Annotated in this window: 23 protein-coding genes; 9 read left to right on the top strand and 14 right to left on the bottom strand. The window is 64.9% G+C overall.

Features of this window, described 5'->3' with window-relative positions:
* The first annotated feature begins 45 nt into the window (after positions 1–45).
* Positions 46–1,122 carry a BMP family ABC transporter substrate-binding protein gene (locus tag WHZ77_RS09875; protein ID WP_375313498.1) on the top strand — a complete coding sequence of 359 codons (1,077 nt, stop codon included), beginning with the start codon at positions 46–48 and terminating at the stop codon, positions 1,120–1,122.
* Between the two features lie 109 nt (positions 1,123–1,231).
* Here WHZ77_RS09875 and WHZ77_RS09870 read toward each other — a convergent pair whose 3' ends face one another.
* Positions 1,232–2,581, bottom strand: coding sequence for an 8-oxoguanine deaminase (locus WHZ77_RS09870; RefSeq protein ID WP_375313497.1), 1,350 nt, complete (start codon positions 2,579–2,581; stop codon positions 1,232–1,234).
* 160 nt (positions 2,582–2,741) lie between these two features.
* Between WHZ77_RS09870 and WHZ77_RS09865 the strand changes: the two genes are divergently transcribed.
* Both WHZ77_RS09865 and WHZ77_RS09860 read left to right on the top strand, forming a co-directional pair.
* Positions 2,742–3,569, top strand: a complete 828-nt coding sequence (locus WHZ77_RS09865) for an FAD binding domain-containing protein (protein ID WP_375313496.1) — start codon at positions 2,742–2,744, stop codon at positions 3,567–3,569.
* The gene (locus tag WHZ77_RS09860; RefSeq protein ID WP_375313495.1) at positions 3,566–6,292 is read left to right on the top strand and encodes a molybdopterin-dependent oxidoreductase; all 2,727 of its coding nucleotides are present in this window, start codon (positions 3,566–3,568) and stop codon (positions 6,290–6,292) included. The genes WHZ77_RS09865 and WHZ77_RS09860 overlap by 4 nt, the downstream gene beginning before the upstream one ends.
* Here the strand turns inward: WHZ77_RS09860 and uraD are convergent.
* The 4 genes from uraD to WHZ77_RS09840 all read right to left on the bottom strand — a co-directional run bounded on the left by uraD (position 6,289) and on the right by WHZ77_RS09840 (position 8,905).
* Positions 6,289–7,176, bottom strand: a complete 888-nt coding sequence (uraD, locus tag WHZ77_RS09855; protein ID WP_375313494.1) for a 2-oxo-4-hydroxy-4-carboxy-5-ureidoimidazoline decarboxylase — start codon at positions 7,174–7,176, stop codon at positions 6,289–6,291. The two genes, WHZ77_RS09860 and uraD, sit on opposite strands and share 4 nt — an antisense overlap.
* Before the next feature lie 5 nt (positions 7,177–7,181).
* Positions 7,182–8,117, bottom strand: a complete 936-nt coding sequence (puuE, locus tag WHZ77_RS09850; RefSeq protein WP_375313493.1) for an allantoinase PuuE — start codon at positions 8,115–8,117, stop codon at positions 7,182–7,184.
* Positions 8,118–8,531, bottom strand: a complete 414-nt coding sequence (locus WHZ77_RS09845) for a DUF3830 family protein (RefSeq protein WP_375313492.1) — start codon at positions 8,529–8,531, stop codon at positions 8,118–8,120.
* Between the two features lie 98 nt (positions 8,532–8,629).
* Entirely contained in the window at positions 8,630–8,905 is a 276-nt protein-coding gene (locus WHZ77_RS09840) for a hypothetical protein (protein WP_375313491.1), read from the bottom strand.
* Positions 8,906–8,935: 30 nt separating this feature from the next.
* Between WHZ77_RS09840 and WHZ77_RS09835 the strand changes: the two genes are divergently transcribed.
* Together WHZ77_RS09835 and WHZ77_RS09830 are read left to right on the top strand one after the other, a co-directional pair.
* A complete protein-coding gene (locus tag WHZ77_RS09835) occupies positions 8,936–9,088 on the top strand; it encodes a hypothetical protein (protein ID WP_375313490.1) in 153 nt (50 codons plus the stop codon).
* A gap of 39 nt (positions 9,089–9,127) precedes the next feature.
* Positions 9,128–9,343, top strand: a complete 216-nt coding sequence (locus WHZ77_RS09830; protein WP_375313489.1) for a hypothetical protein — start codon at positions 9,128–9,130, stop codon at positions 9,341–9,343.
* A gap of 966 nt (positions 9,344–10,309) precedes the next feature.
* Here WHZ77_RS09830 and WHZ77_RS09825 read toward each other — a convergent pair.
* The 4 genes from WHZ77_RS09825 to WHZ77_RS09810 all read right to left on the bottom strand — a co-directional run bounded on the left by WHZ77_RS09825 (position 10,310) and on the right by WHZ77_RS09810 (position 14,140).
* A complete protein-coding gene (locus WHZ77_RS09825) occupies positions 10,310–10,699 on the bottom strand; it encodes a hypothetical protein (protein ID WP_375313488.1) in 390 nt (129 codons plus the stop codon).
* A 190-nt stretch (positions 10,700–10,889) separates the two neighbouring features.
* The gene (locus WHZ77_RS09820) at positions 10,890–12,677 is read right to left on the bottom strand and encodes a chloride channel protein (protein ID WP_375313487.1); all 1,788 of its coding nucleotides are present in this window, start codon (positions 12,675–12,677) and stop codon (positions 10,890–10,892) included.
* A gap of 12 nt (positions 12,678–12,689) precedes the next feature.
* On the bottom strand, positions 12,690–13,343 hold the full coding sequence (locus WHZ77_RS09815; protein ID WP_375313486.1) for an L-fuculose-phosphate aldolase: 654 nt from the start codon (positions 13,341–13,343) through the stop codon (positions 12,690–12,692).
* 170 nt (positions 13,344–13,513) lie between these two features.
* Positions 13,514–14,140, bottom strand: a complete 627-nt coding sequence (locus WHZ77_RS09810) for a MarC family protein (RefSeq protein ID WP_375313485.1) — start codon at positions 14,138–14,140, stop codon at positions 13,514–13,516.
* 142 nt (positions 14,141–14,282) lie between these two features.
* Here WHZ77_RS09810 and WHZ77_RS09805 point away from each other — a divergent pair, with 142 nt between their 5' ends.
* The 4 genes from WHZ77_RS09805 (at position 14,283) to WHZ77_RS09790 (ending at position 18,006) form a co-directional block, all read left to right on the top strand.
* Positions 14,283–14,852, top strand: coding sequence for a ferritin-like domain-containing protein (locus WHZ77_RS09805; protein ID WP_375313484.1), 570 nt, complete (start codon positions 14,283–14,285; stop codon positions 14,850–14,852).
* A gap of 186 nt (positions 14,853–15,038) precedes the next feature.
* Positions 15,039–15,422, top strand: coding sequence for an Hsp20/alpha crystallin family protein (locus tag WHZ77_RS09800; RefSeq protein ID WP_375313483.1), 384 nt, complete (start codon positions 15,039–15,041; stop codon positions 15,420–15,422).
* A gap of 8 nt (positions 15,423–15,430) precedes the next feature.
* The gene (gene lon, locus WHZ77_RS09795; protein ID WP_375313482.1) at positions 15,431–17,845 is read left to right on the top strand and encodes an endopeptidase La; all 2,415 of its coding nucleotides are present in this window, start codon (positions 15,431–15,433) and stop codon (positions 17,843–17,845) included.
* 5 nt (positions 17,846–17,850) lie between these two features.
* Complete coding sequence (locus tag WHZ77_RS09790) at positions 17,851–18,006, top strand: hypothetical protein (RefSeq protein WP_375313481.1); 156 nt, start codon at positions 17,851–17,853, stop codon at positions 18,004–18,006.
* 71 nt (positions 18,007–18,077) lie between these two features.
* On the opposite strand, the gene WHZ77_RS09785 is transcribed toward WHZ77_RS09790, so the two are convergent.
* From WHZ77_RS09785 to WHZ77_RS09765, 5 genes are all read right to left on the bottom strand, one after another.
* Positions 18,078–18,380 carry an HU family DNA-binding protein gene (locus tag WHZ77_RS09785; RefSeq protein ID WP_375313480.1) on the bottom strand — a complete coding sequence of 101 codons (303 nt, stop codon included), beginning with the start codon at positions 18,378–18,380 and terminating at the stop codon, positions 18,078–18,080.
* Positions 18,381–18,661: 281 nt separating this feature from the next.
* Positions 18,662–19,894, bottom strand: a complete 1,233-nt coding sequence (locus tag WHZ77_RS09780) for an acetyl-CoA C-acetyltransferase (protein WP_375313479.1) — start codon at positions 19,892–19,894, stop codon at positions 18,662–18,664.
* A 274-nt stretch (positions 19,895–20,168) separates the two neighbouring features.
* Entirely contained in the window at positions 20,169–21,635 is a 1,467-nt protein-coding gene (locus tag WHZ77_RS09775; RefSeq protein ID WP_375313478.1) for a GH1 family beta-glucosidase, read from the bottom strand.
* A gap of 160 nt (positions 21,636–21,795) precedes the next feature.
* Entirely contained in the window at positions 21,796–22,203 is a 408-nt protein-coding gene (locus tag WHZ77_RS09770) for a hypothetical protein (RefSeq protein ID WP_375313477.1), read from the bottom strand.
* 68 nt (positions 22,204–22,271) lie between these two features.
* Positions 22,272–22,439, bottom strand: a complete 168-nt coding sequence (locus tag WHZ77_RS09765) for a hypothetical protein (protein WP_375313476.1) — start codon at positions 22,437–22,439, stop codon at positions 22,272–22,274.
* Between the last annotated feature and the right edge of the window lie 245 nt (positions 22,440–22,684).

The following is a 22,684-nucleotide window of genomic DNA, read 5'->3' as shown; positions in this document are numbered from 1 at the left end:
GCACGTTGCGGATCGTGGCTTTCCCCGACGATCTGGAGATTGATGATGAGGAAATCACTTCTTGCGCTGGCTGCGGGGCTCTTGCTTGCCGGGAGCGTCAGTGCAGCCTCCGCCGCCGACAAGCTGAAGGTAGGCTTCATTTACCTCGGCCCGGTCGGCGACCTCGGCTGGACCTACCAGCACGAACAGGGACGCCTGGCGCTGGTGAAGGAGCTGGGCGACAAGATCGAGACCACCACGCTCGAGAACGTTCCCGAAGGTCCCGACGCCGAGCGCGCGATCGAGCAACTCGTCCGCGCCGGCAACAAGCTGATCTTCACCACGTCGTTCGGCTACATGGACCCGACGCTGAAGGTCGCCAAGAAATATCCGAACGTGCATTTCGAGCACGCCACCGGCTACAAGCGTAACCCTAACATGTCGACCTATTCGGCCAAATGGTATCAGGGCCGCTACATTCAAGGCCTGATCGCGGCGAAGATGTCGAAGTCCGGCGTGCTGGGCTATATCGGCTCGTTCCCGATTCCGGAGGTCGTCTCCGGCATCAACGCGACGATCCTGGCGGCGCAGACCATCAACCCGAACATCAAGGTCAAGATCATCTGGGCCAATACCTGGTTCGACCCGGGCAAGGAAGCCGACGCCGCCAAGGCGCTGATCGACCAGGGCGCCGACGTGATCATGCAGCACACGGATTCGCCGGCGGCCATGCAGATCGCCAGCGAGCGCGGCAAGCTCGCCTTCGGCCAGGATTCCGAGATGATCAAGTTCGGGCCGAAGACCCAGCTGACCTCGATCCTCGACACCTGGGGCCCCTACTACGTCGAACGCGTCAAGGCCGAGCTCGCCGGCACCTGGAAGTCCGAGGACACCTGGGGCGGCCTCGACAGCCACATGTTCGCGATGGCGCCGTATACCAACATGCCTGACGACGTGAAGAAAATGGCCGAGGATGCTCAGGCCGCGATCACCGCGGGCAAGCTGCACCCGTTCAAGTGCCCGGTCATTGGGCAGGACGGCAAGGAGGTCGAGTGCAAGGGCGGCGCCAATCTTGCCGACGGCCAGGTTCTCGGTATGAATTTCTACGTCAGAGGCATCGACGACAAGCTGCCGGGCAAGTAGCACGCTTCTTGCATTGACTAAATCACCTGCTCCTCCCGGAGGAGGTTTGGAGGGGGTGGCCAGAAGCACCCGGCACTTGTGGTCGCCCCCTCCTTCTATTTCTCCCGAATTATCCCGCCTGCATCGCCCGCGCCGCGGAACAGTGGCGGCGGATCAGGTCGGTGATATCGAGGCCCGGGATCGCTCCGTCGATCACGGCCCATTTCCCCGCCACCATCACCCGGTCAGCCCGATGCGCCCCGCACAGCACCAGGGCGGCCAAGGGATCGCCATGGCCGGAGAAGCGCAACTCGTCGAGCTTGAACAGCGCGAGATCGGCGGCCTTGCCGGCGGCGATCTCTCCGAGTTCCGGCCGGCCGACGCACGCCGCCGAGCCCCTGGTCGCCCAGCGCAGAGCATCCTTGTGGCTAACCTTGCCCACCCCGTAGCGCGCCCGCTGCAGCAGGAACGCGGCACGAACCTCCTGCATCAAATTCGATCCGTCGTTTGAGGCCGACCCGTCGACACCGAGCCCGATACTAACGCCGGCCTCCTCCATCTCGCACACCGGACAGCAGCCGGAGGCCAGAATCTGATTGCTGCACGCGCAATGACTGATGGTCGTCTTCGCCTTGCCGAGCCGTTTCATTTCGTCGGCGTTGAAAAATATGCCGTGAGCGAGCCAGGTCCGCGCGTTGAGCCAGCCGCACTGCTCGAGATAGTCGAGCGGTCGGCAGCCAAACATCTGCTGGCAGAATTTGTTCTCGTCCTCGGTCTCGGCGAGATGGGTGTGCAGACGCACGTCAAGCTTGGCGGCAAGCTCGGCGGTGGAACGCATCAGCGACGTCGTCACCGAGAACGGCGAGCAAGGCGCCAGCGCGATCTGCACCATCGCATCCGCACCGCGCTGATGATGCTTTGCGACCACGCGGGCGCTGTCGGCGAGGATCGTGTCCTCGTCCTGCACGACGCTGTCAGGCGGCAAGCCGCCGTCGCGCTGCGACAGGTTCATCGAGCCGCGCGTCAGCAGCACGCGGACACCGAGCCGTTTTGCAACATCGACTTCGATGTCGACAGATTCCTCGAGGCCCGAAGGGAATACGTAATGATGATCCGTCGTCGTGGTGCAGCCCGAGAGCAGCAGTTCGGACATCGCAACGGTGACGCCAAGCTCCAGCCGCTCGGGCGTCAGCCTCGCCCACACCGGATAGAGCGCCTGGAGCCAGGGAAACAGCTCGCGGTCCATCGCCGCCGGCAGCGCTCGCGTCAGCGTCTGGTAGAAATGGTGATGGGTGTTGATCAGGCCCGGCAGCACGACACGATCGCTTGCGTCGAACACCGCGACATCCGCCGTCGTGGGCCTGCCGCCGGCCGGCACGAGCTCGACGATTCGGCCATCTCTGACCACCACCCCGCGCTCCGCACCGTCGGCGAGGATGGCGAGGGGATCCCGGATCCAGATCGGCCTTGCATCGCTCATGACCTGCTTCTCCTCACATCCGCTGGCGCCTGCAAGGCAGACGCCAGCACGATCTTCCATGCTACGACTTGTTTGTTGCGACTTGTTTGTTGCGACTTGGCTCCGGTCTTGCAAGACTCATCTGTACGATTCACCGGGCGGAAGCTTTTTTGGCGCAGCCATGGACTTGAATACCATCACGACGGTGACCCATCCGCAAACGCGCGCGCAGCTGCCTGCCTGGACGGCAGGTGATGCTTGGCTCGCAGGCGGCACCTGGCTGTTCTCGGAGCCACAGGTCCATCTGAGGCGGCTGATCGATCTGACTGATCTGAAATGGCCGGCGCTGACGATCACGGATAGCGATCTCTCGATCGCCGCCACCTGCACCGTCGCGCAACTCGATGGCTTCGCCTGCCCGCCCGACTGGCTCGCAGCGCCGCTGATCGGCCAGTGCTGCCGGGCCCTTCTCGCTTCGTTCAAGATCTGGAAGACGGCGACCGTCGGCGGCAATCTCTGCATGTCGCTGCCGGCGGGACCGATGATCTCGCTCACATCGGCGCTCGACGGCGTCTGCACCATCTGGAAGGCCGGCGGAGGCGAACAGAAGATTCCCGTCGTCGACTTTGTGACCGGCAACCAGAGCAACCGATTGGCGCCGGGCGACCTGATCCGGCAGATCGATATCCCGATTGCCGCACTGAAGCGCCGCACGGCGTTTCGCCAGATTTCGCTGGCACCGGTCGGCCGCTCGGCGGCGCTTGTGATCGGAAGCCTCGATGCCGACGGCACGCTGGCGCTGACGGTGACTGCTTCGACGGTGCGGCCGATCCGGCTCTCCTTGCCCAAGCTGCCTGACGCCAGCGCACTTCGCGACGCGATCGCGCAGCAGATCACCGATGACCTCTACCATACCGACATCCATGGCAAGCCGCTCTGGCGCAAGCACATGACGTTGCGGCTTGCCGAGGAAATTCGTGGCGAACTCCTGGGGGCAACCCCGTCATGAGTCTGGAGGTCAACGGCACGCTGTTTCCGCAGGAGCCGCGCGCAGGGCAATGCCTGCGCACGTTCCTGCGTGAGCTCGGCCATTTCGGCGTCAAGAAGGGCTGCGATGCCGGCGATTGCGGCGCCTGCACCGTGCTGCTCGACGGCGAGCCCGTGCATAGCTGCCTGATCCCCGCCTTCCGTGCCGGTGGCCGCGCCGTCACCACGATCGAGGGCCTCGGCGGCGACCACGGCGCGCATCCGATGCAGCAGGCCTTCCTCGACGCACAGGGATTCCAGTGCGGCTTCTGCACGGCCGGAATGATCCTGACCTGTGCCTCGCTAAACCAGGCCCAGCGCACCGACCTCGGAACGGCGCTGAAGGGCAATATCTGTCGCTGCACCGGCTATCGCGCAATCGAGGATGCGATCCTCGGCAAGACCAATGTCGAGGAGCGCGTCGAGCCCGGCGCAGCGTTCGGCCGCAGCCTGCCGGCGCCCGCTGGCCCCGAAATCGTGCGCGGCCAAGCGCGCTACACGTTCGACACGCAGGTCGACGGCCTGCTGCATGTCAAGCTGCTGCGCTCGCCGCACGCCCACGCGAGAATCGTCGCGATCGACACCTCGGAGGCACTCGGTGTTGCCGGCGTGCACGCCGTGCTGACACACGAGGATGCGCCGTCGGTCCTGATCTCGACCGCGCGGCACGAGAAGGACTGGATGGACCCCGAGGACACCCGAATCCTCGACGACGTCGTTCGCTTCGTCGGCCAGAAGGTGGCCGCGGTCGTTGCCGAGAGCGAAGCCGCTGCCGAGGAGGCGTGCCGGCGGCTCAAAGTCGACTACGAGATTTTGCCGGCGCTGATTGATCCGGAGCAGGCGATGGCGCCGGGCGCACCTGTCATCCATCCGGACCGGACGGCGGCGAACCGCGTCGCCGATGCCCGGCGCAACCTCGTCGCGGAGACGCATGGCGAGTATGGCGATGTGGCGGCTGCGCTCGCCACGTCCGCGGTCACCTACGAGGCCACCTTCCACAGTCATCGCGTACAGCATGCCGCGCTGGAGACCCATGGCGGCCTCGCCTGGCTCGATGACGATGGCGTGCTCAACGTCCGCACCTCGACGCAGGTCCCGTTCCTGACCCGGCGGGCATTGTCCGATATCTTCGAGCTTCCCATGGACAAGGTCCGCGTGTTCTGCGAACGCGTCGGCGGTGGTTTCGGCGGCAAGCAGGAGATGTTCGTCGAGGACATCCTGGCGCTTGCCGCGCTCAAGACCGGACGGCCGGTGAAGCTGGAGCTGACCCGCGAGGAGCAGTTCATCGCGACATCGACGCGGCACCCGATGCGGGTCCACATCAAGGCCGGCGCTGATGCCGACGGCAAGCTCACCGCGCTTCAGCTCGACGTGCTCTCCAACACCGGAGCCTACGGCAATCACGCCGGCCCCGTGATGTTCCACGCGCTGTCGGAATCCATCGCGGTCTATAATTGCCCGAACAAGCGGGTCGACGGCTTCGCCGTCTACACCAACACGGTGCCGTCGGGCGCGTTTCGCGGCTATGGCCTGCCGCAAACGCTGATCGCGGTCGAAGCGGCGATCGACGAGCTGGCCAGGCAGCTCGGCATCAGCCCCTACGACATGCGCCGGCGCAACATCGTCAAGCCAGGCGATGCCATGCTGTCGCCGCCGCCGTCGGAATTTCACGACGTGCTCTATGGCTCCTATGGGCTCGACCGGTGCCTCGACCTCGTCGAGCGCGCAATGCAGGCGGATGGCCCGCAACCGGACCTGTCGCCGGAATGGTTGATCGGCGACGGCGTCGCGCTGACCATGATCGACACCGTGCCGCCGGCCGGTCATATCGCGGATGCGACGATCGCGCTCAACAACGATGGCGGCTTCGACCTCACCGTCGGCACCGCCGAGTTCGGCAACGGCACCAGCACCGTGCACCGGCAGATCGCGGCGACGACGCTCGCGACCACCGTCGACCGCATCCGTTTGCGCCAGTCCGACACCGCCCATGGCGGCCATGACACCGGCGCCTATGGCAGTGCCGGCACCTTCGTCGCCGGCAAGGCGACGCATGAAGCGGCCATGCGGCTTGCGACCGAGCTGAAGGCGGCGGCCGCCGGCGCCTGGCTCTGCGACGCCGCGAGCTGCCTGCTCGACGACGAGGCGGTCGTCAGCGGCGTGCGGCGGATGTCGTTTGCGGAGCTCGCGAAGCTTGCGCGCGAACACGGCCAGCCGTTCGCAGCACACGGCAATTCCGGCGGCACGCCGCGCTCGGTCGGCTTCAACGTGCAGGGCTTTCGTGTCGCCGTGAACAAGGGCACCGGCGAGCTCAGGATTCTCCGCAGCGTGCAGGCGGCCGACGCCGGAATCGTCGCCAACCCCATGCAGTGCCGCGGCCAGGTCGAGGGTGGCGTCGCGCAGGCGCTTGGCGCTGCGCTCTACGAGGAGATGGTGATCGACGCTGATGGGCGCGTCACCAATCCGAAGTTCCGCGACTATCACCTGCCCTCCTTCGCCGACGTGCCGCGCACGGAGGTCTTCTTCGCCGAGACGTCCGACACGATCGGACCGCTCGGCGCCAAGTCGATGAGCGAGAGCCCGTACAATCCGGTTGCCGCCGCGCTCGGCAACGCGATCGCGGACGCCACCGGCATCCGCTTCACGGCGCCGCCCTTCAAGCCGGACCGGCTGTTTCCGGCGCTGTACGAGAAGTTCCGTCGTTAGCTGCCGCGATAGGTCGAATAGCTCCACGGCGTGACCAGCAGCGGCACGTGGTAATGGTTTTCCGGCTCGCTGACCGCAAAGCGTAATGGGATCTCGTCGAGGAACGGCGGATCCGACAGCGGCACGTTGCGCCCGGCGTAGTATCTGGCGACGCTGAAGCGGAGCTCGTAGCGGCCGATCGGCAGCGGCCGGCCGCCGATCAGCGGCTGGTCGGTACGGCCGTCCGCATTCGTCACGGCGCGTGCGATCACGCGGCTCTCGCCCAGCCTCGCGAGCTCGATCAGCTCGACCGGAATACCGGGCGCGGGCTTGCCGGCGTGATTGTCCAGCACATGGGTCGAGAGTCGGCCGTGCACCCTCAGTCTGTCGTCGGCGATGACGAGCTGATCGAGCCGCAACGCCGAGATGCGGCTGATCTCCTCGATCGCCCGCCGCGTCTCGGTCTTGGCGATATTGCGCAGCCGCATCTCGAAGTCGTTCAGCACCGAATCCTTGGTGTGACGACGCACGCAGACGATATAGGGGATGCCGAACTTGTCGCGATAGGCGTTGTTGACGCGCTCGAACGCGGCGTATTCGGCGTCCGACAGCCGGTCGAGGCCGGCGCTGTTCTGCTCGTCGGTCGATTCCGCCGTGAGACCTGCCGCGCGCTGGGTCTTGTTGGCGAGATCAGGATGCGCCCGGATCAGCGCCAGCTGCACATCTGGTTCGGCGCTCTGGATCGCGCCCATCAGCGCGGCGTGCAGCTCGTTGATGCCGGCGAACGGCCGCTTCCCGGCGAGCTGCTCGGCGATCCACGGTGAATATTCGACGACGTTGACGAGCGCGGCGACGAAGTCGGCCTTGCTTGCAGCGTTGAGATCGGCGAGCGAAATCTGCGGCATCGTCCTCATCCAATCTCGAACGCATCGGCGGCGAGATGCGCATGCTTGTCGTGCCAGTGCTGCGCGATCTGAAGCCGCGTCGGCACCCAGACACGCTCGTGCTTGCCGATATAGTCCAGGAAGCGGATCAGCCCCGCGGCGCGGCCGGGCCGTCCGGCGAGACGGCAGTGCAGCCCCACCGACATCATCTTGGGCGCGGTCTGTCCTTCCGCATAGAGCACGTCGAAGGCATCCTTCAGATAGGTGAAGAACTGCTCGCCTTCGGCAAAGCCCTGCGGGTTGATGAAGCGCATGTCGTTGGCGTCAAGCGTGTAGGGAATGACGAGTTGCTTGCCGCCCGTGCCCTTGATCCAATACGGCAGGTCGTCGGCATAGGAGTCGCAGAGATAGAGGAAGCCGCCCTCCTCCATCAGGAGGCGGTTGGTGTTGATCGAGGAGCGCCCGGTGTACCAGCCGAGTGGCCGCGAACCGGTCGCCTCGATGTGGACGCGGATCGACTCCGCGATCTCGGCGCGCTCCTGCGCCTCGGTCATGTCCTTGTGCTCGATCCATTTCAGGCTGTGGCTTGCAATGTCCCAGCCGGACTCCTTCATCGCAGCGACGATCTCGGGATTGCGATTCAGCGCAGTGGCAACGCCGAACACGGTGGTCGGCCATTTGCGTTCGCTGAACATCCGCCACAGCCGCCAGAAGCCGGCGCGCGAGCCATATTCGAACATCGACTCGATATTGGCGTGGCGCTGGCCCGGCCAGGGCTGCGCGCCGAGCACGTCGGACAGGAAGGCTTCCGAGGCGCGATCGCCATGCAGGATGTTGTTCTCGCCGCCCTCCTCGAAATTGACGACGAACTGCACCGCGACCCGCGCATCCCCGGGCCATTGCGGATGCGGCGGGTTGCGGCCGTAACCGCGGAGATCGCGGGGGTAGCGGGCGTCAGTCACTCAGACTTCCTCGAAGCGGATCGGCAGAGCGCCCTTCCACAGCACGCTCTTGCCCAGCGTCGCCAGATTCTCCAGCCCCGAGGTCAGCGTGATGAAATGGTTGCCGGCGAGCTGGCCCATCTTGCTCGCGAAGTGCACGCCGCCATAGGCGAGCAGGATCTCGGTCTCGCTGATACCGCCAGGATAGAGGATGATCTGGCCCGGCGCGGGATAGCTGGTGTGGTTTTCGTAGCCGACGCCGAAATCGAGGTCGCCGAGCGGCATCCACACGCCCTCGCCGCTCCAGCGCACATGGATGATGTGGCTTTCGAACGGCAGCGCCTTGCGGAAGGCCGCGACGGTCTTGGGCGCGAGCTGCTCCTCGAAGCGGGCATCGAAGTTGAACTCACCGGCGCGGATAACGAGTTTGCTCATCTCATCTCTCAGGATCGGGGCCAAAACCCCACGGGGAATTTTCAAGCAAAGAGCATTCCAGAGGGCTTGGCGCAAGTGGCGCGGCAAGTCACCTCAAGTCACCTGCGGTCGTAGGACCAGCCGAAAATGCCGCTCCGGCGCGCCTCCGGCTCGGGCTCGGCGGCAGGTTGCGGCGCCTCCTTCAGTTCCGCCTGCGGCGGTGGCAGCGGCGCCGGCAGGTTTTCGCATTTCATAGAATAGACCAGCTTGCCGTCCGCGGTGCGCCCGATCGGGGCGCAGGGGTCCGGATGCGCCGTCGAGGATTTTGGAGCGAGCTTGACCTGCGCCATGGCCGGCGATGCGATCAGGAGGAGGATCAGCAGATATTTCGACATCGTTGTCGCCTAAGGCCTCAATTGCACCCATTGAACCGGATTGCGCCGATCAAGTCCATCGGGCCTGTTCGCGCGATTGCCGAATATTTAGCCGAGACCAAAAAATTTGCTCGCCCCATCGTGATGGTGGCGCTGCTGATCTTCGGCAGGACGCATCGCCATGTCAGCCGCGACGACGAATAGATGCCTCGCAACCGGGACGTCGTCACGGGAGAAACAACCATGCGAAAGACCCTGGTAATTCTCGGCGCCACCCTGATCGCCGCTGCCACCATCCAGACCGCCGCGGCGAACAACCGTCACCACAAGAGCAAGGCGCATCCCGCACCCCTCACCCAGTCAGCGCGCGACTCCAACGCACTCTGGCCGTCGCAGCCGACGGCGCCCGACTGGTCGCGCTACGCCAACGGCGCGATGTCGGCGCCGGCGGGACGGTGATGATGGAAAGGCAGAGCGGTAGAATACTGTCAACTCCGTCATCCTGCGGTGCGAGGCTTGCGATGCGAAGCATCGCGAGCGGAGCCTCGAAGGATGCACGGCCAAGGATGCAGCCGGGCCGTCGCCCTTCGAGGGCCGCTGAAGAAGCGGCCACCTCAGGGTGACGGAGATGGGTATGCGCTCGCAATAACGAAGCAAGGTGAACCGTCGTCATCCTCAAACTCTCATCTCGACTTACCAGACACGCCTTCGCATTCTCGCGGCGCATTTCGCCCGAGCTTTGCCTGGTCACTCCACCCTCTTGTCCAAGAGGGCGCAGGGAAGACCGGGTGCCGACTGGCACCCGCGGTCCGCTGCGCGAAAGGCACACGCAAAGAGACCGCACAGCAGCATACAGGTGTCGCCGATCACTCGGCCTTCCCTGCGCGATGGTCGGACGGCTTATGCCGTGCTCTCCCGGGAGCCGAACTTTCCTTCTGGCCTCCCTCGCCCCGCGAATTGACGATGCCGTCCGCCCGGTTGGGCTCGCGCGCATCTCCGCCAAGGGCTTGACCGTAGCAACGACGGCCAGGACCACACGGTTTTGCCGTACGCATCAGCGCCGCTCGTCCGCACATGGCCGCGGGCTCACAGGGACTACCCGCCCTGCCCTTAGCCTCTTGCGCACGACGCTGCCGCGTCCACCGCAGGCCCGGCTCGCATATCGTGACGACGTACGACCGCCCCTCAAGGATGAGCCGGGATGGGCGACATATACGCCGTTTCCGAATTTCGATAAAGTGGAATATTTTTGCCGAGAGGACTTGACCGGGCGGCGAAACAGGGCGGCGGCGGGAGAGGCCCGCATCCGGAAACGACAAAAAGGGGGCACTGCAAGCACTGCCCCCTTTGCAAAATCCGAAATGGTGTCCACAGGCCTGCAATGACGGAGCAATTTCCGCTCCCGGCCGCGGCGGAATCCGCCGCCTAGTACGGCTGATAGTAGTAGCGCTGGCCGTAGTAGGGACCTCTGCCGTAATAGCCCGGGCCGCCGTAGTAAGGACGCGGTCCGTAATAATAGTTGTTCTCATAGTAGTCGCGGCGCCGCTGCTCGGCGATAACACCCCCGATGATACCCGCCGCCGCGCCCATGAAGGCAAGGCCCGCAGCATTCGAACCGCGACGATAGGTGCGATGGCGACGGGCGGCGCTGAAGTCAGTCGCCGAGGATGCGTTCGCGCTTCCGATAACCGGGCTCGCAGGCTTGGTCGATGCCGCGGTCGAGGGCGACACCGAGGCCGCAACCAGGACGAGGCTTGCGAACGCGGCCAGCGCGGTGTTGCGGCCGACTTTCGAATTCACGTGTGTATCACTCATCTCACGTCCTCTGTTCTCGCCCAAAAAAGAGATATGCAAACAATCGGTAACGCGCGAACCACTGAAAAGTTCCGGATAGCGGCAATCCGCCACGCTCGCCTTGGCAGGCCGACCCACAAGATTCAGCCTGAACCATTCAACCTGAGCGGTTCATGAACAGACGCGCCATTGCCGGTCGCCGCATGGCCTTTTAGGACAGCGCCCCAAGCACGCCGCGCGTGGCCTTGTCGATCTCCTCGACGTAGCGGCGGCGCGCGAAGGTCTCGGTGAGGAAGCCCACGACCTTGCGGCTGTCGGTGGAATCGACCACCGCCAGCATCTCGGCTTCCGCCTCGTCGAACACCGCCATCGCCGACTTCACGTTCATCTCCGGGATCAGCACGATCTCGGTCAGGCGGGCGAGCTCGATCACCTGGATTTCGTCGGCGATGCTGTCGAGATCGCCGGAGAACAGGTCGGGCAGCAGGACGAGGCCGACATACTCGTCCGCATTGTTGACGATGACGATGCCGGGCCGCGAGCCCAGCGGGAATTCGCGGCGGACCGCGGCGATCGTCGTGGTCGACGGCACCTTGCCGACGTCGGAGCGCATCAATCGCTCGACGGTGAGGTTACGCAGCCAGCCGACGTCGTTGGCGCTGCGGATGGTCTCGCCGCGCAGATGCAGGCGCCAGGTCGAGAAGGAATGGCCGAACATGAAGCGGACGCAGATCGAGGTGACGATGCAGCCCGCCAGCACCACGGCGGTGACATCGACATTGCGGGTCATCTCGAGCACGAGGAACGACATGGTCAGGGGACCGCCGACGATGGCGACGCCGAGCGTCGCCATGCCCGTCAGCATCGCGACCAGCGGATCGATCACGAATTCGGGGCTGATCAGCAACAGCACCGCGGCAAAGAACTTTCCGATCAAGCTGCCGACGAACAGCGAGGCGAAGAACAGACCGCCGCGAAACCCCGAGGCGAGCGAGATCAGGCAGGCCGTCACCTTCAGGGCGATGATCAGCGCAATCAGGCCGATCGTCATGTCGTGAAACAGATCGAGCACCATGGCGCCATGGCCGGCCGCCAGCACCTGCGGCGTCACGATGGCAAAGCCGCCGACGACGAGGCCGCCGATCGCCGGGCGCAGCCAGACCGGCAGCCAGGCGAACAGGCGTTCGAACATCGAGGACGACCGCATCACGGCGATGCCGACGCCGCTGGTGACGAGCGCGAGCCCGATCAGTGCCAGATATTGCTCGACGCCGACGGCGCTGACCTTGGGTATCTCCAGGGAATATGGCGCGCCGCCGAGCCATTGCGCGGTCAGCGCGCCGGCGAGCGAGGCGGCCAGGATCGGCGCGGCGCTGCCGACCGAATAGACGCCGACGATCAGCTCGCAGGCGTAGAAGGCGCCGGTGATCGGCGCACCGAAGGCTGCGGCGATCGCGGCGGCTGCGCCACAGCCGACGATTAGGCGCAGATCGTTGCGGCGCAGATTGAAGAACTTGCCGAACAGCGAGGCGATGCCCGAACCGATCTGGGTATAGCCGGCCTCGAGGCCGACCGAGGCACCGCAACCGTTGGAGATCAGCGTCTGGCTCGACACCACCACGCTGTCGCGCATCGACAGATTGCCACCGCGCAACGCGTTGGCTTCGATCGGGTCGACCGCGTTCGATATCTTCAGCCGCCGCCGCCACCATTCCATGATTCCGAGCGAGAGACCGCCGAGCGCGGGCGCAATCATCGCCGCCCAGGGACTCACATGGGCGTTGGCCGACAGGCGCACGTCGATGGGAATGCCGTAGATCACCATGTGGGCGATCTGCGCGATCTCGGCCATCAGCGTCACGATGGCGCCGGCCAGCGTCCCGATCACGAGCGCCAGCGGGATCAGGTAGAACTCGTTGCTGCGCAGAAGGGCGCGCAGCCGAACCATGACGCGGTTCGATCCCTTGCCGTCGACGATATGCCTGAGGCGCACCAACACCGTCTGCCCGCCCTACCCTTCCGACAGGCCGTAGTCGGCCATGCGCTGGCGGACCCGTTCGATCTCGTCACTGGGAAGCAGCGGCGGTGTCCCGATCTGGAGACAGCCATGATATTGCCGCGCCAGCGTCTCGACCTCAACGGCGAGCCACATCGCCTTGTCGAGCGTCCTGCCGATCGCGATCATGCCGTGGTGGTCGAGCAGGCAGGCAAGCCGCCCCTCCAGCGCCCGCACCGCGTGCTCGGACAGTTCCACGGTGCCGAAGGTCGCGTAGGGCGCGCAGCGGATGCTGTCGCCGCCCGCAGCCGCGATCATGTAGTGCACGGGCGGGATTTCCATGCCCATGATCGCCAGGATGGTGCAATAGGCCGGATGGGCATGGACGACGGCGTCGACGTCGGCGCGCGACTGCAGGATGTCGCGATGGAAGCGCCATTCGCTCGACGGCTTCTGACCGGGCGCATGCTCGCCGTCCATCGCCATGAACACGATCTGGTCGGGCGTCATGGCCTCATAGGGCACGCTCGTGGGTGTGACCAGAAGCCCGTCCGCATGTCGGACGCTGATATTGCCAGAGGTGCCCTGGTTGATGCCGAGCGCATTCATGCGGCGGCAAGCGTCGATGATGGCCTGTCTCTTTGCGAGTTCGTCCGCTGTCATCGACATCCCGGTTTCACCTCGACTTACTGGCGATGGGCGATTGCCAGACGGGGAGTACGTCAAAGCAATATGGCAGCGCAAGCGAAAGCGGCCCGGATCGGCGGCCGTCTTGCCGACGGCCCCGCCGGCCCTCGAAATAGACCGTCAAATCAACAGATTACCCGACCATCGCAAATCTAGGACAGGCTTGCCCGAACGGCCGCAATCCCGTTGATCACGAACTGCACCGAATAGGCCGCGAGCAGCATGCCGAGCACGCGCGAGAGCACGGCATTGCCGGTCCGCCCGAGGCTGCGCGCGATCAGATGAGCCGAGACGAAGCAGAGCATGCAGAGCAGGCAGACGGAGACGACGACCGCGATGATGATCGCGAGCCTCACCCCATAGCCGGCATCGCCCGTCAGCAGCAGCGTGGTCGCGATCGCGCCCGGGCCGGCCATCATGGGGATGGCGAGGGGGAATACCGCGACGTCGGAGGCATGCTCCGCGGTGGCCTTGTCGGCCTCGCGCGCCTCCCGATGCGGACGGTCGCCGAAGATCATCTGGTAGGACACGCCGAACAGCAGTAGCCCGCCGGCGATCTGGAAGGCGGGGATGCCGATCCCGAGCTGGCGGAGCAGCCAGTTTCCGGCCAGCGCGATCACCACCAGGATCGACGCCGCGATCAGCGGCGCACGCCATGCGACGGTGCGCTTGACGGCGTCCGGCATGCCCCCGGTCGCGGCCAGGAAGGCCGGCGCGAGGCCGACGGGATCAATTACCAGCAGGAGCGTCACGAAAGCGGACAGGGCGAAGTCGAGCATGCGGATGGGTCTCAGGCGAAATGTGGCGCCATCCATAATGGCTCGCGGAGGCCTTCGCGAGGAACAATTGCCCTCGCAGAGTCTTGATCGCGCGTGGATTGAGGATGGGAACGCCTTCCCGTTCTCCTCAAGAGGAGGATTTATGGCTAAGCAAGCAAAGAAACGTGCGAACGCGAAAAAGACCGCGGCGCGCCGTCCGCGTCAGGCGCCCAAGATGCTGAGCGACCTGTTCCTGGAGACGCTGAAGGACATCTATTACGCCGAAAACAAGATCATCAAGACGCTGCCCAAGATGGCCAAGGCCGCCCATTCGAAGGACCTTGCGGCGGCCTTCAACAAGCATCTGCGCGAGACGCAGGGCCAGGTCAAACGTCTCGACCAGATCTTCAAGATGCTGGGCAAGCCCGCGCGCGGCAAGCCTTGCGAAGCCATCAACGGCATCACCGACGAGGGCGCCGAGATCATGAAGGATTTCAAGAACGCCCCTGCCCTCGACGCCGGCCTGCTCGCGGCCGCGCAAGCGGTCGAACACTACGAGATCTCCCGCTACGGCACGCTGCGCACCTGGGCCGAGGAGCTCGGCATGCCGGACGCGGCCAGGCTGCTCCAGGCGACGCTGGACGAGGAAGAGGCTACCGATCTGTCGCTGACCGAGCTTGCCACCTCCGTCATCAACCTCGAAGCGGAAGAGGAATTCCGCGCCGCCGCCTGATACGGCCGCTGCGCCCAATTGTTGCCTTCGACGCCGCGGAACATCTCCGCGGCGTCGATACGTCTGATTGCAAGGGCCTCTTCCGGTTCGAGAGGCAGGCATGCTCCGAACGCGCGATGCTGGAATTCCGGGGAACCGTCCCCATATCCTTGTTTTCCAACCGCAGCGCCTTCCCCGAGTCTTGCCATGCAACCCAAAAATCCTCTCGACTGGATGCTGTCCGAAGCCCTGGACCAGCTGACCCGCGCCGAACGGCTGCGCCAGCAGTTCGGCCGCCAGGACGCCTGCTGGGAGCCGCCGATCGACGTGCTCGAGACCGAGCATGAACTCTTGATCCTGGTGGCGCTTCCCGGCGTCAATCCGGACAATGTCGAGACGGTCATCCATGAGGGCGTGCTCGTGGTCTCCGGCCAGCGCACGCTTCCGCCGGAGCTTCGCAACGCCCGCATCCACCGGCTCGAGCTGCCGCAGGGGCGTTTCGAGCGCCGCATTGCATTGCCCCTCGGCCGCTACGCCATCAGCCGCTTCGTGATGGACGGCTGCGTCGCACTGCGCCTCGCCAAATCCTGAGGTCGATCATGGCCACCGAACAGATGAATAATTCACAGACCAATTCCACCGAGTCCGACGTGAAGATCCCCGAAGACGCACTGATCATCATCCCCGTGCGCGAGATGGTGCTGTTCCCCGGCGCCATCGCGCCGATCGCGATCGCGCGGCCGAAGTCGGTCGCCGCCGCGCAGCAGGCGCTGCGCGAGCAGCGGCCGATCGGCATCGTGCTGCAGCGCAGCCCGGAAACCGAAGAGCCCGGGGCGGACGATCTCTACCGGGTCGCGACCATCGCCAACATCGTGCGCTACATCACCGCGCCCGACGGCACCCATCACATCGTCTGCCAGGGCGTGCAGCGCGCACGCATCCTCGACTTCCTGCCGGGGACGCCGTTCCTGGCGGCACGCTTCCAGCAGATTCCGGAGCCGACCACGAGCTCGCCCGAGATCGAGGCGCGCGCGCTGAACCTGCAGCGTCTGGCGATCGAGGCGATCGAGCTGCTGCCGCAGGCACCGCCCGAGCTGGTCGCGATGTTCCAGAGCACCACCGCGCCCGGCGCGCTGGCGGATCTGGCGACCTCGTTCATGGACATCAAGCCGCAGGACAAGCAGGAGGTGCTGGAAACCATCGACCTCACACTGCGCGTCGAGAAGGTGTCGAAGCATCTGGCCGAACGGCTGGAGGTGCTGCGCATCAGCAACGAAATCGGCCAGAAGACCCGCGCCAGCTTCGACGAGCGGCAGCGCGAGGCGATCCTGCGCGAGCAGATGGCGACCATCCAGCGCCAGCTGGGCGAAGGCGACGGCAAGGCGGCCGAGGTCGCCGAGCTGACGGCTGCCATTACCAAGGCCAACATGCCGCCCGAGGCGGACGCGCATGCCAGGAAGGAGCTGCGCCGCTACGAGCGCATGCCGGAGGCTGCGGGCGAAGCCGGCATGGTCCGCACCTACCTCGACTGGCTGATCGAGCTGCCCTGGGCGCTGCCCGCGGAGAAGCCGATCGACATCAAGGAAGCGCGCCGCATCCTGGATGCGGATCATTTCGGCCTGGAGAAGATCAAGACCCGGATCATCGAATATCTGGCGGTGCGCAAGCTCGCCCCGCAGGGCAAGGCACCGATCCTGTGCTTCGTCGGGCCGCCCGGCGTCGGCAAGACCTCGCTCGGCCAGTCCATCGCCCGCGCGATGGATCGCCCCTTCGTGCGCGTCAGCCTCGGCGGCGTGCATGACGAGGCCGAGATCCGCGGTCACCGGCGCACCTATATCGGCGCGCTGCCGGGCAACATCATCCAGGGCATCAAGAAGGCAGGTGCACGCAACTGCGTCATGATGCTGGACGAGATCGACAAGATGGGCCGCGGCGTGCAGGGCGATCCCTCCGCCGCCATGCTGGAGGTGCTCGACCCCGAGCAGAACGGGACGTTCCGGGACAATTACCTGGCCGTGCCTTTCGACCTGTCGCGGGTTGTGTTCATCGCGACCGCCAACATGCTGGACCAGATTCCGGGTCCGCTGCTGGACCGCATGGAGCTGATCAGCCTCGCCGGTTACACCGAGGACGAAAAGCTGGAGATCGCGAAGCGTTATCTGGTGCGGCGGCAGCTGGAGGCCAACGGCCTGACGGCCGAGCAGGCCGAGATCACGCCGGAGGCGTTGAAGCTGGTCGTCAAGGGTTACACCCGCGAGGCCGGCGTGCGTAACCTCGAGCGCGAGATCGGCAAGGTGTTCCGGCATGCCGCGGTGCAGGTCGCCGAAGGCTCGGCTGCGAAGGTTGTGGTGGCGCCGAAGGACATCGCCACCGTGCTCGGCCAGCCGCGCTTCGAAGGCGAGATCGCGCAGCGCACCAGCATTCCGGGCGTGGCCACCGGCCTTGCCTGGACGCCGGTCGGCGGCGACATCCTGTTCATCGAGGCCTCGCGCGTGCCCGGCCGCGGCGGCATGATCCTGACCGGCCAGCTCGGCGAGGTCATGCGCGAGAGCGTGCAGGCCGCACTGACGCTGGTGAAGAGCAAGGCGCCGCAGCTCGGCATCGATCCCCAGGTGTTCGAGAAGAGCGACATCCACGTTCACGTCCCGGCGGGTGCAACCCCGAAGGACGGACCGAGCGCGGGCGTTGCGATGTTCACGGCGCTGACGTCACTGCTCACCAATCGCACGGTGCGCAGCGACACGGCGATGACCGGCGAGATCTCGCTGCGCGGCCTGGTGCTGCCGGTCGGCGGCATCAAGGAGAAGGTGGTGGCTGCGGCCGCGGCCGGATTGAAGCGGGTGATGCTGCCGGCGCGCAACAAGCGGGACTACGACGACATCCCGCAGAGCGCGCGGGACAACCTCGAATTCATCTGGCTGGAGCGCGTCGACGAAGCCATCGCCGCAGCGCTCGAGCCTGTCGAGGCCCAAGTTGGTGCGAAGGTCGATGCGAACGTCGAAGCGGCGGAGTGAATGTGATGAAGAAACTGCTGGAAAGAGCGAAGAGATCGCGCAAGGCGCAGCGGCTGCGCCAGCTGCTCGATCGTGCCATCGACGGGGTTCGCGATGCGCTCGCGGGACCCGACCCCCGGCTGCAGCCGGTCCCGGTTCGGGTCAGGCGCCGCAAGGGCTGAACCCCTCCGCTTCAGCCCTCGCGGTCGTCGAACATAAAAGGCCCCCTCCTGCGAGGGGGCCTTTGCGTTTATCAGGACACGGCGTCCTTGGCAGCCTTGACCGGGCGGGCGCGTACGATCTTCCGGGCCGGCTTGGCCTTGAACATCATCTCTTCGCCCGTGAACGGGTTGGTGCCCTTGCGCGCCTTGGTCGCGGGCTTCTTGATGACGACGAACTTGGCGAAGCCCGGCACCAGGAACAGGCCGTTCTTCTTGAGCTCCTTGTGACCGACATCGGTCAGCGTCTCCATGACGCTCTTGACGTCGCGCTTGGAAAGCTCGGTGGTGGTCGCAATCTTTTCGATCAGCTGCGATTTGGACATTTGGGTAGCCATCGTGTCTCCTCTGATTCGTTGACGGCTGCATATTAGACCAACCGGCAAAGGCCTATAGCCTTCTGCACAGTTTTGTCGCGGTTTTACGGGCTTTTTTGGCCATCTGTGGCAAAAACCCCTGCATTTTAGCTACTTCCTGAGTGGGAAGAGCCTCGGGTAGAGGTTTTTGCCTTGTTTCAAAGGCCCGCAAGCAGCCTTGCTAAAGCTGATTCGCTGCTTTCGACAAGCGACGACCGGCCTCTTTGCCAAAGGAGGAGCGCGATTCACCCTGAAAAATAAGGCTAGATACGCTCGATGATGATGGCCGGCGCCATGCCTCCCGCGGCGCACATGGTGACGAGACCGCGCTTGAGGTCACGGCGCTCGAGTTCGTCGAGCACGGTGCCGATCAGGATCGAGCCGGTCGCGCCGATGGGATGGCCAAGCGCGATCGAGCCGCCGTTGACGTTGACCTTGGCGCGATCGAGCTTGAGATCGCGGATATATTTCTCCGCAACCACGGCAAACGCCTCGTTGATCTCGAACAGGTCGATGTCGTCGACGGTGAGGCCCGCCTTTGCCAGCACCTTGCGCGTCGCCGGCACCGGCGCGTTCAGCATCAAGGTCGGCGAGTCCCCCATGTTCGCCATCGCCACCACGCGGGCGCGGGCTTTAAGGCCATGCGCCCTGGCGTAAGCCGGCGAAGCGAGCAGTATCGCGGCGGCACCGTCGACGACGCCGGACGAATTGCCGGCATGGTGAACGAAGTCGATGTCGAGGTCAGGATATTTCTGCAGGATCAGGCCGCGATAGGTCGTTCCCTTGTCGTCGAGCGCGTGATCGGCGATCGCGGGGAATGCAGGCTTGAGCGCGCTGAGGCCCTCCATCGTGGTCTGCGGCCGCGGATATTCTTCATGGTCGAGCGCGAGGCTGCCGTCCTCGCGATGCACGGGAACGAGACTCTTCTTGAAATGACCACCGGCAATCGCCATGCCTGCGCGCTTCTGGCTTTCGAGACCGAGCGCGTCGACGTCCCTTCGCGTGATGCCCTCCAGCGTCGCGATCGCATCGGCGCAGACGCCCTGATGCGACTGCGGATGCCGCGCGCGCAGACGCAGATTGCCGCCGTCCATCATCATCGGACCGCCGCCGCGCCGCCCCTCCATCGACATCATCTCGCAGCCGCCGGCGATGACGAGGTCTTCGGCGCCCGCCATGATCGAGGATGCGGCCATGTTGACGCTGGTGATGCCGGAGCCGCAGAAGCGATCGAGCGTCACGGCGCTCGCGCGCACGTCGTAGCCGGCATCAAGCGCCGACATGCGGCCGAGGTCGCCGCTTTGCGTCGCGACCTGGGCGCTGCAGCCCCAGACGATGTCGTCGACATCGGCGGTGTCGATGCCGGTGCGATCGGCGAGCGCGCGCAGAACGGTCGCGCCGAGCTGCTGCGGATGAATGCCAGAGAGTGCTCCCTTGCCGGCCTTGCCGACGCCCCGCGGCGTGCGGCAGGCATCGATGATGAGTGCATCGGTCATTGGCGTTGTCCTCTTGTTATCGGTGTTGGGAGCGTTGTGAATCAGGGGAAAGGTCGAGTCAATCTGCGGTGCCGGACCCCCTCTCTGCAAAAAGTGAAAAACAACCCCATGCAAAGTAGAAACGCCGCTTCCGCGTGCGGCGCGGTGATACCGGCCAAGCATTTGGCCTGTCAGGCTAAACTGAAGCAGTCGCGCAATCTTGCGTCACCGCGCCCCGCGTGCGGGAAAAGGTCGGATTTTACGCGCGGCGGAAAATCCGGGATGGGAAAGACAGCTACGCCCCCGCCGCATTCTTCGCGATGACGTTGCGATAGAAGCTGGCGCTGAGTTTCGGCGTGCGGACCTGGGTGTCGAAATTGACGTGATAGAGCCCGAACCGCTTGCTGAGCCCGAACACCCATTCGAAATTGTCCATCAGGCTCCAGAGGAAATAGCCGCGCACCGGCACGCCTTCGGCCGTGGCGCGCTGGAGCTGGGCGAGATAGTTGCGCAGATACATGATGCGGTCGGTGTCGTAGATCTTGCCGTCGGGCGTCACGACGTCGTCGCTGGAGGTGCCGTTCTCGGTGATGTAGATCGCATCGGTCTTCCAGATCTTTGCAGCCAGCTTCGGCACCCAGTAGATCGTCTCCGGCGCGATGCGGAGCCAGTCCGAGCTCATGTGCGGGAAGGATTTCGGGATCGGCAGCGGCATGAAGCCCGCGCCCTGGTCGGACGGCACCACATAGTTCTGCGGGGCGTAGATGTTGAGGCCGAGGAAGTCGACCGGCGATCCGATGATCTTCAGCTCGGCGTCGGTGTATTTCGGCGCATCGGCGCCCGCATATTTCAGGAAGGCGTCGGTATATTTCCCCGTCATGATGACGTTGAGATAGCCGGCATTCATCTCGCGCAGCGCGATCTCGGCGGCGCGGACGTGCTCGGGCGTGTCGATCGCGGGAACGCAGACGTCGATGTTCTCGGCCGGTCCCACCCTCGTGCCGCGGCGGCCGTGCGCCCGCACCGCCTGCACCGCGAGCCCGTGCGCGAGCGCGCTGTTGTGCCTGATCTGGTTGACTTCCGCTTGCGGCAAGGTCACGCCCGGCGCATCGATGCCGAGGCCATAGCCGAACTGCACGAAGCGGCCGCTCTCGTTCAGCGTGAACACGTTCTTGACGCGATCGGTCAGATGTTTGGCGACATAGCCGGCATAGTCGCCGAAGATCTTGCAGGTCTCGGTCGAGCGCCAGCCGCCGAAGCGGTCCTGCAGCGATTGCGGCAGGTCCCAGTGATACAGCGTCATCCACGGCTCGATGCCGTTCTTCAGGAGTTCGTCGACGAGGCGATTGTAGAAGTCGATTCCCTTGGGGTTCGGCTTGCCGTCGCCGTCCGGAAACACCCGCGGCCAGGCCACCGAGAAGCGATAGGCCTTGCAACCGAGATCCTTGATGAGCGCGATATCCTCCTTGAAGCGATGATAGTGCTCGTTGGCGCGGTCGCCGGTCGAGCCATCCTCGATCTTGCCGGGGATACGGACGAACTTGTCCCAGATCGAGGCCCCTCGCCCGTCCTCGTTGACCGCACCTTCGACCTGATAGGACGAGGTCGCGGTGCCCCAGACAAAGCCCGCCGGAAAGCCGCCGCTGCCGCCGCGTAGCGCCGTGGCCGGCTTGGCGCCAGCCCCTTCAAGGGGGCTTGCGATTCCAGCTGCGGACAACCCCGCGATTTTCGCGAGCTGGCGACGCGAGACCTTGGCCGACATTGATACTGCTCCAAACAGGTTCGTTGGGCCGGCACAATGGCGGGTCGCGGGCGGTTTGAGAAGCGGGCGGGCGCGGGATGAGGATGCAGAATTGCGCAGCCCCGGGCGCGACATCTGGATGCAGGCGACACGGCGGATTGCCCCCCGGGCGCCCGCGCGATCAGCGCGAGCGCTTCGGCAGCTTTGGAAGCTTGTCGGGATTGAACGCCGGGGCCGGCGCGGTTCGTTCAGGTACCGGCGACGGCTGCTCCGTCGGAATGAGCGTTCCGTGGAGGATTATTCCCGGCGCCTGTCCTGCTGTCGCCGTGTACGTCGCGATCTTGCCGGCGCACGTCCCCTCGATGTCCAGCGTGAGTTCGTCATGGACGTCGAAGATCGTTGCACGCCCATCGGTGTGACGCTTCGTCGACACCGTCGCGGTGAAGCGATCGCCGTCGACCTTGCATGAGCCGTGATACGTCATCAGGCTGTCGCGGCCCCAGATCTGGCCATCTGCGAGATGAACGATGCCGGTGCCCTGGTCGAATGGCGTCTTGTACCACGCCGCGTAGGTGCCGTCCTTCAGCATGGGAGCAGTCTCCCCCTGGATTGCGCATTCCCCCGCAGATCATCCGCATGATCGGCGCTAAGAAAGCGTTAATCACACAGCCCATGCCAATCCGGCTGGTCCCTTCGCAAGCCGGCTTCAAGATCTTCGATGATGATGTGAAGCAGACCCACAGCCAGCGGATCCGTGACCTCCCGCTCCAAACGCCGATAACGCGCGATCTGGAACTCCTGCTCTCTCAACTGGTGCTCTGTCATCAGACGGGCCCTCCGGCGAACCGACGCGCAGACAGCCAAGCAGTTTCGTTACAATTTTAGGATCATTTGCGATGGTTTCCGATCGGTTAAGGACGACGAGGCGTCACCATCTGGCTTGGAAAGTCGGAGTTGTTCCGGGTGTGAGGATTGCGACGGGCGAAGAAGCGACATCGCCCAACCGCGCTGCACATCCAGGAAACTAGTTGACTAGGAAACAATGTATGCATATAGTTTCCTAGTAAACT

Origin of the sequence: Bradyrhizobium sp. A5 (genome assembly GCF_042076515.1) — a bacterium.
Classification (GTDB): domain Bacteria; phylum Pseudomonadota; class Alphaproteobacteria; order Rhizobiales; family Xanthobacteraceae; genus Bradyrhizobium; species Bradyrhizobium cosmicum.
The sequence above is the reverse complement of the archived record's forward strand: the minus strand, read 5'-3'. Positions and strand labels throughout refer to the sequence as shown.

Bases quoted from the DNA above. Each gene is read 5' to 3' on its own strand.
- WHZ77_RS09810 (WP_375313485.1), bottom strand. From the start codon at position 14,140: ATGCTCGACTTCGCCCTGTCCGCTTTCGTGACGCTCCTGCTGGTAATT.
- WHZ77_RS09825 (WP_375313488.1), bottom strand. From the start codon at position 10,699: ATGAGTGATACACACGTGAATTCGAAAGTCGGCCGCAACACCGCGCTG.
- WHZ77_RS09875 (WP_375313498.1), top strand. From the start codon at position 46: ATGAGGAAATCACTTCTTGCGCTGGCTGCGGGGCTCTTGCTTGCCGGG.
- WHZ77_RS09870 (WP_375313497.1), bottom strand. From the start codon at position 2,581: ATGAGCGATGCAAGGCCGATCTGGATCCGGGATCCCCTCGCCATCCTC.
- uraD (WP_375313494.1), bottom strand. From the start codon at position 7,176: ATGCCGCAGATTTCGCTCGCCGATCTCAACGCTGCAAGCAAGGCCGAC.
- WHZ77_RS09860 (WP_375313495.1), top strand. From the start codon at position 3,566: ATGAGTCTGGAGGTCAACGGCACGCTGTTTCCGCAGGAGCCGCGCGCA.
- WHZ77_RS09780 (WP_375313479.1), bottom strand. From the start codon at position 19,894: ATGACCGATGCACTCATCATCGATGCCTGCCGCACGCCGCGGGGCGTC.
- WHZ77_RS09845 (WP_375313492.1), bottom strand. From the start codon at position 8,531: ATGAGCAAACTCGTTATCCGCGCCGGTGAGTTCAACTTCGATGCCCGC.
- WHZ77_RS09785 (WP_375313480.1), bottom strand. From the start codon at position 18,380: ATGGCTACCCAAATGTCCAAATCGCAGCTGATCGAAAAGATTGCGACC.
- WHZ77_RS09770 (WP_375313477.1), bottom strand. From the start codon at position 22,203: ATGCTGAAGGACGGCACCTACGCGGCGTGGTACAAGACGCCATTCGAC.
- WHZ77_RS09800 (WP_375313483.1), top strand. From the start codon at position 15,039: ATGCAACCCAAAAATCCTCTCGACTGGATGCTGTCCGAAGCCCTGGAC.
- lon (WP_375313482.1), top strand. From the start codon at position 15,431: ATGGCCACCGAACAGATGAATAATTCACAGACCAATTCCACCGAGTCC.
- WHZ77_RS09865 (WP_375313496.1), top strand. From the start codon at position 2,742: ATGGACTTGAATACCATCACGACGGTGACCCATCCGCAAACGCGCGCG.
- WHZ77_RS09805 (WP_375313484.1), top strand. From the start codon at position 14,283: ATGGCTAAGCAAGCAAAGAAACGTGCGAACGCGAAAAAGACCGCGGCG.
- WHZ77_RS09840 (WP_375313491.1), bottom strand. From the start codon at position 8,905: ATGTCGAAATATCTGCTGATCCTCCTCCTGATCGCATCGCCGGCCATG.
- WHZ77_RS09815 (WP_375313486.1), bottom strand. From the start codon at position 13,343: ATGTCGATGACAGCGGACGAACTCGCAAAGAGACAGGCCATCATCGAC.
- WHZ77_RS09765 (WP_375313476.1), bottom strand. From the start codon at position 22,439: ATGACAGAGCACCAGTTGAGAGAGCAGGAGTTCCAGATCGCGCGTTAT.
- WHZ77_RS09790 (WP_375313481.1), top strand. From the start codon at position 17,851: ATGAAGAAACTGCTGGAAAGAGCGAAGAGATCGCGCAAGGCGCAGCGG.
- WHZ77_RS09775 (WP_375313478.1), bottom strand. From the start codon at position 21,635: ATGTCGGCCAAGGTCTCGCGTCGCCAGCTCGCGAAAATCGCGGGGTTG.
- WHZ77_RS09830 (WP_375313489.1), top strand. From the start codon at position 9,128: ATGCGAAAGACCCTGGTAATTCTCGGCGCCACCCTGATCGCCGCTGCC.